This is a genomic window from Nostoc sp. (assembly GCF_036919615.1).
In the GTDB taxonomy this organism is placed as follows: domain Bacteria; phylum Cyanobacteriota; class Cyanobacteriia; order Cyanobacteriales; family Nostocaceae; genus Nostoc.
Window position 1 is genome coordinate 60,028 of the sequence record NZ_JBALCN010000015.1, and the last position, 13,073, is coordinate 73,100.

Below are 13,073 nucleotides of genomic sequence, written 5' to 3' on the forward strand. Positions count from 1 at the left end.
TAAGGGTCTAGGACTGGAGATGAGTCGTCAACTGGGACAACATAACATGGATTGACGATTCTGATCGCAGCTCGGAATTTAGAAGCAGCAAAAACGGCAGCTACTAACTTGCATAATGAAGGAGTCTCGGCTGTGGCGATCGCTCTTGACATAACTGACAGTACTCAGATTCAGTCTGCTTTTCAAGAGATTCGTGACACTTTTGGTAAACTAGATATTTTGATTAATAATGCAGGTGTGTTTTTAGATGGCGACTGGTTAATTAGTAATGCCACTTCTGTTTCAATAAACATTATTCGACAAACATTCAACACCAACTTTTTTGGCTTGGTTGAACTGACTCAAGTACTGCTACCGTTAATTTTAAATAGTCCTAGTGGTCGAATTGTCAATATGTCTAGTATTGAAGCCTCATTGACACTTCATGCTACTCCAAATTCACCAATTTATGACTCTAAACCATTTGCTTACAATGCTTCTAAAGCAGCAGTCAACGCATTCACCATCCATTTAGCCCATGAGTTACGCAATACTCCTGTGAAAATTAATAGCGCTCATCCAGGTTGGGTGAAAACTGAATTGGGCGGTGAAGGCGCAATGATGGATATCACAGAAGGGGCAAAAACGGGCGTTGAGTTAGCGATGCTCTCTGACGATGGCCCCAGTGGTGGCTTTTTTCATCTTGGTGAACCAGTACCTTGGTAAAAAGTTTAGCTAATAAGGTGGATTTCTCTGTCGAAGTGGCATCCGCTTCCTAATACTAAGTCTACTTCAAGAGATAGGATCTACTAAAAGAGTAGGATTTTAGGAGTAGACCTCTGTCTTTACAATTTATTAACGTTTCCACAGCAAGTTCTCAACCCCCCGCAGGCTTAATTGTCACTTTGCATGGTTGGGGAGCTAATGCTAAGGATGTAGCGTCTTTGTTACCCTTGCTCAACTTAGCTGATTACCAGTTTGTATTACCTGATGCACCTTTTCCTCATCCCTATTCCCCTATAGGGAGGGCATGGTATGACCTACGGGTGGAGAATATGTATCAAGGGTTGGCAGAAAGTCGGCAACTGCTAACAGATTTCTTGAAATCTTTAGAAAGTACCACTGGCGTACCTTTGTCACGCACCATTTTAAGTGGATTTTCTCAAGGCGGAGCAATGACTTTAGATGTCGGCTCAAAATTGCCCCTAGCAGGTTTAGTTGTCATGAGTGGGTATTTACATCCTGATGCAGTCACAGCAGCTAAAAGCGGGATTCCGCCGACTTTAATCACCCACGGTAAATATGATGAAGTTGTTCCCCTGCAAGCTGCTTTGAAGGCACGAGAAACTCTAAAGTCTCTGGGAGTGGCAGTAGAATACTACGAATTTGACATGGGGCATGAAATAAATCCACAAACGTTAGAAGTGCTACGGAATTTCGTTGTGAATACATTTGGCTAGTCAGCATTACGAATTTTTTATAAATTCTGGTACAAATTCTGACAATTTTCACAAAATTAATCACTTCTAATGAGTAATATATATTGGGTGGCTGCGTTCAGCGCAACTTAACCCATGCTGAAGGCGAGTGCTGCATAAGGGAGGGGCAAGCATTATGACAACTCTAAGCATTTCCCAAAAAGAAATTGCTGCCATGACTGTGGCAGAAGTAGAAGAACTAGCTACACGTCTAGAACTGGATAATTATAGTAATGCTTTTGAGGGTTTAAATGATTGGCATTTATTGCGAGCGATCGCATTTCAGCGTCCAGAGTTAGTTGAACCCTATATCTACCTCTTAGACTTGGAACCCTACGATGAAGCGTAACGATTTTAGATTTTAGATTTTAGATTGGGGTCAACTGACTAAAATCGGAGATTATCAGGGTTAATGTATCACTTGCTTAATCCGAAAGTACCAATGGAATCTCCCTTAAATCCAAAATCCAAAATCCGAAATCCAAAATTGAACAGGGTTCTGATTGGAGTATGCGGCGGTATCGCCGCATACAAAATTTGTGAACTAGTTTCGACGCTGTTTAAAACTGGGGTGGAAGTGCGAGTCATCCTCACCCGTTCGGCGCAAGAATTTATCACGCCTCTGACAATAGCCACCCTATCTCGTCATCCCGCCTACACAGATGATGATTTCTGGAAGCCAACTCATTCTCGTCCGTTACATATTGAGTTGGGTGAATGGGCAGATGTCATGGTAATTGCTCCCCTGACAGCTAACACATTGGCAAAGTTAGCCTACGGGATGGCTGATAATTTACTCACAAATACCGTGCTGGCTTCTACTTGTCCTGTGCTGTTAGCACCCGCAATGAATACGGATATGTGGGAACAGCTATCAGTGCAGCGGAATTGGCAACAGCTATTGATAGATAGCCGATATCATGGGATGAGTACAGCATCGGGTTTATTAGCGTGCGATCGCATCGGTGCTGGTAGATTAGCAGAACCTCCAGAAATTTTGGCTCACATCCAATCGTTGTTACACACTCAAGGCAAACGAGATTTAGTCGGTAAACGAGTGTTAATTAGTGCTGGGGGAACGCGAGAGTTTCTTGACCCAGTGAGGTTTATTGGTAATCCTTCAACAGGTAAAATGGGATTGGCGCTATCGCAAGCGGCACTTCACCGAGGAGCAAACGTCAACCTGGTGCATGGCCCAGCTAATTGGGATGTACCATTGGGAGTACAAGCAATTTCCGTCATTAGTGCCGAGCAAATGCAGCACGTCATGCTGGAATGTTTACCCAATGCTGATGTAATTGTGATGTCAGCAGCGGTGGCAGATGTGAAGCCAAAAGATTATAGTACAGAGAAATTGCCCAAGCGATCGCTCCCCCAAGCTTTACCCCTGGAACCTGTACCGGATATCGTCGCCCAATTAGCACAACTTAAACAGCCGCATCAGCTGTTAATTGGATTTGCTGCACAAAGTGGGTATATTGTCAAGCCTGCCTTAGAAAAGTTACAGAGTAAAAAATTAGATGCTATTGTTGCCAATCCCATCGATCAACCTGATAGTGGTTTTGGGAGCAATAATAATCAAGCGATATTTTTAGATAGCCAAGGAAATCAGGTAGCGATCGCACCTTGTTCTAAATTAGAAATGGCCCATCAATTATTTGATTTTATCATCACTTGATAAATCTGCCTCAAGTTTAGGGATATGCCTGTTGCTGCCTAATTCATCTCGTCATTTACTAACGCCGCTAAAAGCAAACTTTTTGTTACGCTTCAGTCAGCAATTGGCACAGTCCCTGTGTTGTGAAAAGCGGTAATCTGCCAGGTGTTCTCCTTGCAGGTTGTTACGGCTGTCAAGACACCTGTATCTTGCAGTCTATGTACTCCATTGGGACTCTTCTGTTTAGTGATTTCCCAAGTGGTATGCAAGACTGCTATATCCGGGGTGAGGAACTTGATTGGGGTATCAATAATAGTCATCTGGCTATCGCTTAAGAACGACGCAAACGCCTACGTGTGTGCTTGTTTGATCTCGGTTCGCCCTTTAAACCAACGACCTATGACGTCCACGAAATCGCTATCTTCGGCAAACAACTTCGCCAAGGGCTCCGCATCTTTAGTGTTCCACGCCTCGGCAAACGCTGCAATCACTGCTTTGATTGCCGCTTCATCCTTTGCACTGGTTTCTGTTGTAGACATAATGATTGTTCTCACTAATGATTTGTATTCAAGAACTACCGCTTAGGAGCGCAGCACCTTGAGTGCCACCTGGGGAAATAGCCTTGTAACACCAGCGAACTGTACCCAAATCGTTGCCATCGGCTCTAGTGAACGGGCCGAAAGGTTGTGTTGCCTCAACTCTTTAATTTCCATCTGTTTGTCCAGGACTCTCCTGGATACTCAACGAGCACGCTGCCGACCCCAAAAAGAGGTGTAGCCGAAGAGTTCTTAGCTATTTGCGATCGTAACGGCTTGATGGAGGTATTCGTTATTGTCAAGCTGGGCAAGCATGAAGTCAGCTAGGTCGGCACGTGTAATCTTATGGGCCTTCTCGCCCGTTTCGGCATCGAAGACTCGAACGTTCCCCTTAGCGGGGTCGTCGGTGAGGATGGCTGGGCGAAGAATCACCCAGTCCAGACCGCTCGACTCGACAGCAGACTCCATTGCCGCTTTGTCCTTGTCCGCGCCGCGCAAAAAGGTCGAAACAAGTAAGCGCTCATAAAAGGTGGTATTCGCTTCACTATCCCCTTCGCCAATCATGGAAGTTACCACGAGACGGCGCACACCGTTTCGCTGCATGGAAGCAATGATTGTGTTGGCAGCGCTCGATTCAAGCGTAGTTGCCTTGTAAGGCGTTTTGCCGCCAATCGTGTCAAGAACAGCGTCTTGACCGAGGACTGCTGCGTCCATCTCGACACTATTGGTGGCATCACCTTCGATGACGCGAACGTCCGATATCTCGTATTCGTCAGCTTTGTGAACGAAGGCTGTGACCTGGTGTCCAGCGACTACAGCCTGTTCGACTACAGCTCTACCGGTCTTGCCGGCGGCTCCTATGACTAGGACTTTCATGTTTTAACTCTCCTATACAACGCTTAGGGGTTTTCCGGTCGGAGAAATGCGGCTTTGATTAGGACTTCTTCGAGAATGCCGCATGTGGCGTGAGCGGCAGGATCTGGTAGTCGGCGTAATTGACCTTGATGAGTGGGAAGCTGTCGATCATCTCCTGAAGGTGCTCTAGCGACTCCGCCTCGAATAGGATCACCCCGCCGCGGGTTTTAGTGTCCAGTGCCCACACTTGACGGGCGCCTCCCCCCGCGTAAAGGACTCGCACTTGCGCCTGTTCCTTGAGTTCCGTCTCTGCAAAGTCAGACGGCACGCCATCGGTCTCGAACTTCTTGTTGGGCGTGAAGATAACAAGATATTGCATATGTCACCTCTATTTAGCTTGTTTGATTGTGAAACCTATACCCGATCCGCATACCGAAGAGGAATCTGCACGGTTCCTTTTCATCACTTTGGTTCATTCTGTACCAAAATAGAGAAAAATAGAAGACGGCACTTTTTTCTGCCTAAGGCACATAAACGTAACCATGAGCCGAATCCCAAAATTTTTTAATGACGAAGATTGCCCCGTTCGAGAGATTCTTGACCACGTAGGGGATAAGTGGACGTCCCTGATTCTATCGAATCTTGTGGGCGGGAGCTTACGATTTAGCGAGATCAAACGAAGGTTGCCAGGGATCAGTCAGCGGATGCTAACACAGACGCTCCGCAGTCTTGAACGGAATGGCATCTTACTTCGGACCATCTACCCTAGCATTCCACCCAAAGTCGAATATTCGCTCACGCCGCTCGGAGAGTCGCTCGTTCCGCTCGTTCAAGCGCTTGTGCTTTGGTCGCTGGAACATCGCTCAGAAATACATGATGCACGTTCTACCTACGACGCAGAAGGATCGGCTCAAGAATTCGGGGTAGACAGTACAGCGATTCAAACTACCACGACCAACCCAAGGGATAAACAGAAGATTTCTCATGAATAATTTAAGCCAAGGATATAATAAATTAAATTTGAGAAATGCGATGCCTACGGCGGGCTGCGCCTACGCGCACATACTTAATAAAAACTGGTGTTGCAGAGAAAGCTTAGTATAGTTTTGCGTAAAAGCGTAGCATTTTTAATGCATCCCGATGCATTGCCATTGTAAGGCGACGCATTAACAATGCGGCCGACACATTGCCATTGTAGGGGGACGCATTAATAATGCAGCCGACGCATTGCCATTGTAAGGTGACGCATTAACAATGTGGCCGATGCATTGGCATTGTAAGGCGACGCATTAACAATGCGGCCGATGCATTTCCATTGTTAAGTACAAAATTTTCTTAATTTGTAGCGAATTAAGGAAACTTTGTACTTAGAAACCCAAGGTTAGGACTCCAACTTAAAACTTGAGTTTATTGAGGTTGGTGAAACCCCAGAACAAGCCCGAAAGCTGGTACAAAGAGTGTGACTGATACCAGAGATATCAAGCAGGAATTGGGACAGGAAACTACTACTTTAAATTGGGTATAACCCGTATGGGCTATGGCTTTAACGTCACTCCTTTAGATTTTACAATATAAGTAAGACTAAAATATTACGCAATTATATGAAAATCCTCTCATCAGAGCTAGTACATTTAGGATTTGGCAAATATGTGCGTTCTGACCAAGTAACAGCAGTTATACCAATAGAAGAGGAGCGTGGCCCAGGGCGACGAACCTTTGTTCACATTCAAGGGCAAAGTGACCCAATTATCGCCTCTCGCGCTGAAGATACCATCGTGCGTGATTTAGTACAGGAACCACGCGAAGTTACCCAAGCCCGTCAGCAGCAAGAAATTCTTCAAGATTTATTGGTAAATTTAGGTAATGTTAATTCGACTGTGCGTCGAATTAGCCGTGATGAAAGCAGTTTGGATCTTGATTTGTTAGAGCGCCGAATTAAGCAAGTCCTTGAAAATTAATTGCAGAAATCAGCAAACTAAATAACGGAGAACGATATTGCTGAATCCAATTACAGACCAAGTTTCAGTATCAGATACACAAACAAAATCACCACGGTTATGGATACCTGAACGGGTACTGTTTACACCTGCTGCCCTAGATGAGGTTTGGGGGCAGCAGATTTTTGTACGTGTGCAGTCACTCAACTTACCGATAGAAGAGTTATCACAAAATCGCCTGAAGGGACTGCGCGGTGAGTCTGAGCGAGATACTTACAACATTGCCAAGCGGACCTTAGCGGTGGTTACTGCACCACCCAGTTCTTTTAAACTGAGTCCCATCCCACCTTCTGCGGATTGGCAGTTTCACCTTGCTGAGGGTTGTCCGGCTCATTGTCAATACTGCTACCTAGCTGGTAGCTTGTCGGGGCCACCTGTCATCCGCGTTTTTGCCAACTTACCGCAGATATTAGATAACTTAGCTAACTACGAGCAAGATGGGGAAACCACGAGTTTTGAAGTTAGCTGTTACACAGACCCACTAGGTATCGAGCATTTAACTGGAAGTCTGGCTGAATGTATCCGTTACTTTGGCACTCGTACCAATGCACATCTACGTTGGGTATCGAAGTTTGATGCTGTGGATGGATTACTAGACTTACCACACAATGGGCATACTCGCTGTCGGATGAGCGTTAATGCAGCACCGATTTCTGGTAAGTTTGAAGGTGGCACAGCCTCCGTAGCATCCAGACTTAATGCATTGCGACGGTTGGCGCTACCATTAGAGCGTGGCGGTGGCGGTTATCCAGTCGGCTTGGTGATTGCGCCAATTATGCCGATAGACGATTGGCAGATGCACTATAGTTCTTTGTTTGACCAGATAAACGAGGCACTGGATTTTGACTGTGACCTTACTTTTGAATTAATCTCGCATCGGTTCACACCTGGGTCAAAAGAAGTGTTACAAACTTGGTATCCGCAATCAAAATTAGAGATGGATGAGGCAAAACGCACTGTCAAGCGTAATAAGTTTGGTGGGACGAAGTATGTTTACGATCGCGACACAATGAAAGCGTTGCGTTGCTTTTTTGATAGTGAGATTACTAGGCGCTTTCCAAATGCTGAAATTCTTTATTGGACTTAGAAGACCACTTCGCTCAAATACAGTTTGAGCAAATTACAGCTATTTTCAGTAAATAGACCACGTTTTACGGGCACAGCAATGCTGTGCCCCTACGACAGATGTGGTTCAAATAAATGAAAACTGCTGTAATTATTGGGCAAGAGAGCGATCGCATAATATATCAATATATTTTTAAGCGCTTGCCGTAGTCTCAAGGCTTCTCCAATCCTGACTGACTACACCCACAGCGTAAATCCAGTTACCATCTCAATTAACTAAATAATAGCCCCTTGTTAAAGATAGGCAAACTGACGCCACAGTGTACTAAGCTGTTACGCTTTGCATCTGCACACCATTACCAGCCAGAAAACTTACTGTAATTCTGTTGTTTTAATTTTTAATTTTTAATTGCTTAGTCGATGCCTAAGTTAGGCTATGACGCTCGAATACTCGCTAACGCTTCGCTATCGGCGTCGCAAAGCAGGATAATTTGGGCAGATTACAGGCGGCGTTATACATTAATAAGTGTATCTGCAATACCGGACTTGTTCTGGCTCAGTCTCAATAGCAAAGGTTTGGAGATGTTTACTTTATCAGAAACTTCTATCCTGGCGGTAATCCTACTGGTAGCTTTAGGCATTTTGGGCTGGGGCTTTTATCGCGCCAGACCTCTTGGTAAGCTGGGAATCTTAGCCTGGTTACAGTCGGTGGTGTTGATGACTCCCTGGCTCCTATTTTTTGGATTGTTTGCCGCAGGAATTTACATCAATATAGCGGGTATATTATTCTTAGTGGTGACTTCCGGCGGATTGTACATCTTTTTGGGCAGACAGTTACGTGCAGCTGGGCAAGATGCCATCCTCAAGCAACGTGCAACAGAAAGACTCGCCGCTGATTCCTTAGTTGAAGCAAATTCCCCACAATTAGCAGTCGCAGAACTGAAACCGGAGATTCCGCCAATACCGGAAGATGACTTAAATGCAATTAAAGGTATCTTTGGTATCGATACGTTTTTCGCCACAGAAACGATCGCCTACCAAGATGGAGCCATTTTCAAAGGCAATTTGCGGGGAGAACCAGAAGAGGTTCACAACCGTCTAACTGCAAGTTTACGGCAACGCCTTGGTGATCAATATCGCCTATTTTTAATCGAAAACACTGATAGCAGACCCGTGGTAATTGTCCTGCCGAGCCGCAATGATCCCCGCCCGATGTTGTTATCGCAAAAAGCTTTTGCAGGTGTGCTATTGGTAGCAACTATTGCTACAAATTTAGAAGCAGCAGGATTATTGCTGAATTTTGATTTCTTTAGCAATCCAGGGCGGTTTAAAGAAGCTTTGCCCATAGGGGCTGGGATATTTACGGTTTTAGTAGTTCACGAAATTGGTCATTGGTTACTTGCCCAGTGTCATCAAATCCGCCTTAGCTGGCCTTTCTTTTTACCAGCTGTGCAAATTGGTTCCTTTGGTGCAATTACCCGCTTTGAATCTCTGTTGCCCAACCGCAAAGTATTATTTGATATCGCCTTGGCAGGGCCAGCCGCAGGTGGTATTGTTTCTTTGTTAATGCTGATCACTGGCTTGCTGCTTTCCCACCCAGGTAGTTTATTTCAATTGCCAAATCAGTTTTTCCAAGGGTCGATTTTGGTGGGAAGTTTGGCACGAGTTGTCCTTGGTTCGGCGTTGCAATCATCTCTAGTAAGTGTTCATCCCCTAGTGGTGATTGGCTGGCTGGGTTTAGTAATTACCGCTTTAAACTTAATGCCCGCAGGACAACTAGATGGTGGGCGCATTGTCCAGGCGATTTATGGACGCAAAACCGCAGGACGGGCAACGATCGCAACTTTAATTTTACTGGCGCTAGTGTCTCTAGGTAATACTCTTGCCATGTACTGGGCGATCGTGATTTTCGTCTTGCAACGGGATCAAGAACGCCCCAGCTTGAATGAAGTCACTGAACCTGATGATGCTAGAGCCGCTTTGGGGCTTTTGGCTCTATTCTTGATGATTACCACACTTCTACCCCTAACTCCGGGCTTGGCTGGGCGTTTGGGAATAGGATAGTGTTTAATGGAGCCAAAACCCAAACAAGCAATATCCGCAATTCGGGTGTGCGCTCAACTTACCAAGGTTTATAAACGAATAGACCTTGTAAGATTGGACGAACGCACCAAAAATATTTATATCTTGGCAAATAATTCAATCGAAGCCGAGGTAACACCAACTGGAGAAATTCTTTGGTTATGACAAAATCTAACTTTCAGCAAATGCTTTTAGAGCAGCTAAGAGTTTATATTTTGGAGCATCGCAACGACGATGAAGCATTTCATATTTACATCGACAGAAGACGCGCCCAATCTCGAAAACAGGTGCCGATGACAATTGAGGAAGCGGAGGCTGATTTACAGAGACGGTTTGGACAGCAAGCTAGTTAAATTAGCATTACCGAATTTTAGATTTTGGATTGAAGATTCAAAATTTAAAAAGGTCTGAACGCAAAATCAAACCAAATCCGCCAGCACGCTACTAACCTTCAACTGGTACTGCTGGTGGGGACTTAAACCCAGTTATTCATCCACCAGTCGCACAGAATTCCATTCTAAATACTGGCTCCTGACTCCTGAGTTCTTTCTTGTTAACTAGATGGTTTCCAACCTGCTAGCAAATTCGGGTAAGCCGTTGGTGTGGGGAAGATTTTTTGTAAACCAATCTGACGTTCTTGTGGCTTTTCTTTGCTAATATTCCAAAGGGTTTCATAGAAGAAGAAAGAGACTCCAGCAAAATTGCGATCGCGTACTTTTTGCACTTGTGTCTGAATCTGTTGCATCGGTATAGATTTGTTTTTCAATCCAGCCATAATGCCTACACTTACTGGAATATGCCTCTTTGCCACTTTCACTTCTGGATACTCTAATTCACTGATAAACACATTCAAATCATCCCGATATACCTGCAAAACTAAGTCTTCAATAATTCCCAGCCGTTCCCACTTCTGCCAGTCTGCTAAAGAGAAATCGTAGGAAAAACGTTGAGGATTAGGAGCAACAGAAACTAGGCAATCTTTTTTAGTAGCTTTGATGGTTTTGAATACCCGTTTCATAAACTCGGTGATTTTGTTAGCTCTCCAACGCACCCATTCTGGATCTTGAGAGTCTTTGGAAGGAGCTTGACCACGGTGTTCCTTTTTGTAAAGTGTCACTGTATAGGCATCGTATCCTAATTCTGATGGTAAGCCAAAATGGTCATCAAATTGAATTCCATCGATGTTGTAGTTTCTAACAATTTCAACGATTAAATCTTGAATAAATTGTTGTACTTCTGGGCGAAAGGGATTTAGCCAAACGCGATTATGTGGGCCATCTTTAACAATCCGAGTCCCATCACTGCGGCTAGTGATCCATTGGGGACGATTTTTAGCTAATAGAGAATCCGCTGGTGCCATAAAGCCAAATTCAAACCAGGGAATCACTGTTAACCCTTTTTGATGTCCCACATCAACAATTTCTTTGAGGATATCTCGCCCTTGCAGTCCGGGTGTGGGATCGAGCGATCGCCTAATAACTTTGGCTGCAACTTTGCTAGGATACAATGTATATCCCCAATTCCAAACCGCCGGATATATGGTGTTAAAATTGAGTTGATCAAGGCGTTGCAAAGATCCCTTGAGGCGATCGCGCTCAAATAACACATCACTATCAATATTTGTTAACCACACCCCCCTTAACTCAGATGCTGGCGTTCGCGGCAGATTAATTTGAGCGTTCAATGGGAACGATAGCATCACCGTAGCTACCACACTCAAGGTAACTATAACGGCAAACAAGCCTAACTTTCTGCTTTGGCGAATATTCCACCAAGAATAAAACTTAACACACCACTTTACAAACCTTTTCATCATTTGGCTACAGAGATCATCAAATTATGAACAATCAGCATGAATAGCGATCGTTTCGATTGTAAGCGCTAAAACAATCGCTATTTAATCTGCTCACTGAGGTTTACTATTTGGCACTGGCTGCGAGATGATTCCAAGCTTTGACTACTGTCTGTAAATTCTTTGGCAGGTTATTTAGAGAAATATCGTTGTACTGAACCGTACCCTGTTGGCTGGTGAGAGTGTAGGTGATATAATCAGCAGCACCGCTGGGGGCTGGGTAACTCAGATTCTGGAACTTACTAAATTTAGAACGTTCTAAAAAGCTCTGAAATTGTTGTACCTGTTGCACAGAAACGCGGCGAACACTACGCTCAGAATCATTGGCATCACCAATCCGTACCCGAATCAATTGCCCATCTTTGAGTAAAACAGTCTCGTAAGTTCTGCCAGTAAAACCACCACTGGAAATTTGCCGAAATACTACATATCGAGCTAATGGTGGTGGTAACTGGCTAACTGGAATTTGCACAGGGGTAAGTGAATTTGAGCTAGCCTTTTGATTCAGCCTGAGTGCAGAACCTGTTTGATTGGTATGATAAACCAAGGTTTCTTCACCTTGACCAACAACCACCCGCCAACCTGATACCAAAGCTTGGGTACAAAATTCATCAGCATTAGGTAATTCTAAACAGCCATCTCTCCAAGTTTGCTGTTGAGCCTGAATGATGTTTAGCTGAGAAATTGGCTGTTGCAAACGTTTGGAGGCGGCTTGCAAAACAGCATTTTTTACAGACGCAGGTAATTTATCTGGGAGATTTTGTGAAGAAGTGTTTGTCGAAGCTAAACGTAGCGATCGCCCATTGTTATTGGTATGATAAATCCAGTTTTGTTTGCCGTTAGATACTACAATCCGCCAACCCGGAACTAACGCTTGGGTGCAGAGTTCATCAGGTTGAGGCAGTTTCAAGCAACCATTACGCCAAGTTTGTTGATTATAGTCAATAATTTGCAGTTCTCTAGTTAAAATTCCCTGTCTGCGGGCTAAATCTTGCAGTACCGCGTTAGCGACTGGACGGGGCAAGCGGTTTGGTTTAACATTGTCTTTGAGAACTTCATCGCTTGTTTCTAGCGAGAAGTTCGCAGAAGCGCCCGTAGCACTTTTGATAAGTGTTAAACCGCTACCAACAGACAAAATTCCAGTCAAAATCAAAGCAGTAAAAATTCGTGCTTGATTGGTGTTAAAGTAGTTTTTTAGCATGATTTTCATAGCAAAATAAAACTAAGAAATAGTATCCAACCACTAACTATACAATAAAGTATATAATTCCAGAACTTCACCAGTTGGAATTAATTTGGTATCTGTCTTCTGAAACAGATATAATGACAGACGCTGATGTACTGATTGTTTGTTCCTTATACAAATTCTGGATGAAGATGGAAACGCTCTATAGAACCCATTTGGGATCTAGCCATAAGCCAGTCGCTTTAGCATCAGTCTGATGAAACACAGATTGAGCTTTGCTGTGGCATTGGTCAGCGTTCTCTCAAAGTTTTTGACCAAGCTCTTACAGCGTTCAACCCATGCATTAGACCGTTCAATTACCTATCGAGTTGCGACTGGGACAAATC

16 protein-coding genes are annotated in these 13,073 nt (G+C 44.3%); 10 read left to right on the plus strand and 6 right to left on the minus strand.

What is annotated here, in order from left to right:
- The first annotated feature begins 51 nt into the window (after positions 1–51).
- From V7K48_RS06355 to coaBC, 4 genes are all read left to right on the plus strand, one after another.
- Positions 52–705, plus strand: coding sequence for an SDR family NAD(P)-dependent oxidoreductase (locus V7K48_RS06355; protein ID WP_335070649.1), 654 nt, complete (start codon positions 52–54; stop codon positions 703–705).
- Positions 706–818: 113 nt separating this feature from the next.
- A complete protein-coding gene (locus V7K48_RS06360) occupies positions 819–1,439 on the plus strand; it encodes an alpha/beta hydrolase (protein WP_335070680.1) in 621 nt (206 codons plus the stop codon).
- 154 nt (positions 1,440–1,593) lie between these two features.
- A complete protein-coding gene (gene isiD, locus V7K48_RS06365) occupies positions 1,594–1,806 on the plus strand; it encodes a protein IsiD (protein WP_334971617.1) in 213 nt (70 codons plus the stop codon).
- A gap of 93 nt (positions 1,807–1,899) precedes the next feature.
- Positions 1,900–3,135, plus strand: coding sequence for a bifunctional phosphopantothenoylcysteine decarboxylase/phosphopantothenate--cysteine ligase CoaBC (gene coaBC / locus V7K48_RS06370; protein WP_335070651.1), 1,236 nt, complete (start codon positions 1,900–1,902; stop codon positions 3,133–3,135).
- A 92-nt stretch (positions 3,136–3,227) separates the two neighbouring features.
- On the opposite strand, the gene V7K48_RS06375 is transcribed toward coaBC, so the two are convergent.
- The 4 genes from V7K48_RS06375 to V7K48_RS06390 form a co-directional block, all read right to left on the minus strand.
- Positions 3,228–3,434, minus strand: a complete 207-nt coding sequence (locus tag V7K48_RS06375; RefSeq protein WP_335070653.1) for a hypothetical protein — start codon at positions 3,432–3,434, stop codon at positions 3,228–3,230.
- Between the two features lie 30 nt (positions 3,435–3,464).
- Positions 3,465–3,653, minus strand: coding sequence for a YybH family protein (locus V7K48_RS06380; RefSeq protein WP_335070655.1), 189 nt, complete (start codon positions 3,651–3,653; stop codon positions 3,465–3,467).
- A 249-nt stretch (positions 3,654–3,902) separates the two neighbouring features.
- A complete protein-coding gene (locus V7K48_RS06385; RefSeq protein ID WP_335070657.1) occupies positions 3,903–4,526 on the minus strand; it encodes an NAD(P)-dependent oxidoreductase in 624 nt (207 codons plus the stop codon).
- Between the two features lie 58 nt (positions 4,527–4,584).
- A complete protein-coding gene (locus tag V7K48_RS06390) occupies positions 4,585–4,884 on the minus strand; it encodes a muconolactone Delta-isomerase family protein (RefSeq protein ID WP_335070659.1) in 300 nt (99 codons plus the stop codon).
- A 163-nt stretch (positions 4,885–5,047) separates the two neighbouring features.
- On the opposite strand from V7K48_RS06390, the gene V7K48_RS06395 reads away from it, so the two are divergent.
- The 6 genes from V7K48_RS06395 (at position 5,048) to V7K48_RS06420 (ending at position 10,002) form a co-directional block, all read left to right on the plus strand.
- A complete protein-coding gene (locus V7K48_RS06395; RefSeq protein ID WP_335070662.1) occupies positions 5,048–5,497 on the plus strand; it encodes a winged helix-turn-helix transcriptional regulator in 450 nt (149 codons plus the stop codon).
- A gap of 609 nt (positions 5,498–6,106) precedes the next feature.
- Positions 6,107–6,463, plus strand: a complete 357-nt coding sequence (locus tag V7K48_RS06400) for a hypothetical protein (protein WP_273767601.1) — start codon at positions 6,107–6,109, stop codon at positions 6,461–6,463.
- A 103-nt stretch (positions 6,464–6,566) separates the two neighbouring features.
- On the plus strand, positions 6,567–7,589 hold the full coding sequence (locus V7K48_RS06405; protein ID WP_335070682.1) for a spore photoproduct lyase family protein: 1,023 nt from the start codon (positions 6,567–6,569) through the stop codon (positions 7,587–7,589).
- 560 nt (positions 7,590–8,149) lie between these two features.
- Entirely contained in the window at positions 8,150–9,631 is a 1,482-nt protein-coding gene (locus V7K48_RS06410; protein WP_335070664.1) for a site-2 protease family protein, read from the plus strand.
- Between the two features lie 6 nt (positions 9,632–9,637).
- Complete coding sequence (locus tag V7K48_RS06415; RefSeq protein WP_335070666.1) at positions 9,638–9,814, plus strand: DUF6888 family protein; 177 nt, start codon at positions 9,638–9,640, stop codon at positions 9,812–9,814.
- On the plus strand, positions 9,811–10,002 hold the full coding sequence (locus tag V7K48_RS06420) for a DUF6887 family protein (RefSeq protein WP_335070668.1): 192 nt from the start codon (positions 9,811–9,813) through the stop codon (positions 10,000–10,002). The genes V7K48_RS06415 and V7K48_RS06420 overlap by 4 nt, the downstream gene beginning before the upstream one ends.
- 200 nt (positions 10,003–10,202) lie before the next feature.
- On the opposite strand, the gene V7K48_RS06425 is transcribed toward V7K48_RS06420, so the two are convergent.
- Together V7K48_RS06425 and V7K48_RS06430 are read right to left on the minus strand one after the other, a co-directional pair.
- Complete coding sequence (locus V7K48_RS06425; RefSeq protein WP_335070684.1) at positions 10,203–11,462, minus strand: glycoside hydrolase family 10 protein; 1,260 nt, start codon at positions 11,460–11,462, stop codon at positions 10,203–10,205.
- Positions 11,463–11,568: 106 nt separating this feature from the next.
- Positions 11,569–12,711: a hypothetical protein gene (locus V7K48_RS06430; RefSeq protein WP_335070670.1), complete on the minus strand. Its 1,143-nt coding sequence runs from the start codon at positions 12,709–12,711 to the stop codon at positions 11,569–11,571.
- Positions 12,712–13,073 lie beyond the last annotated feature (362 nt).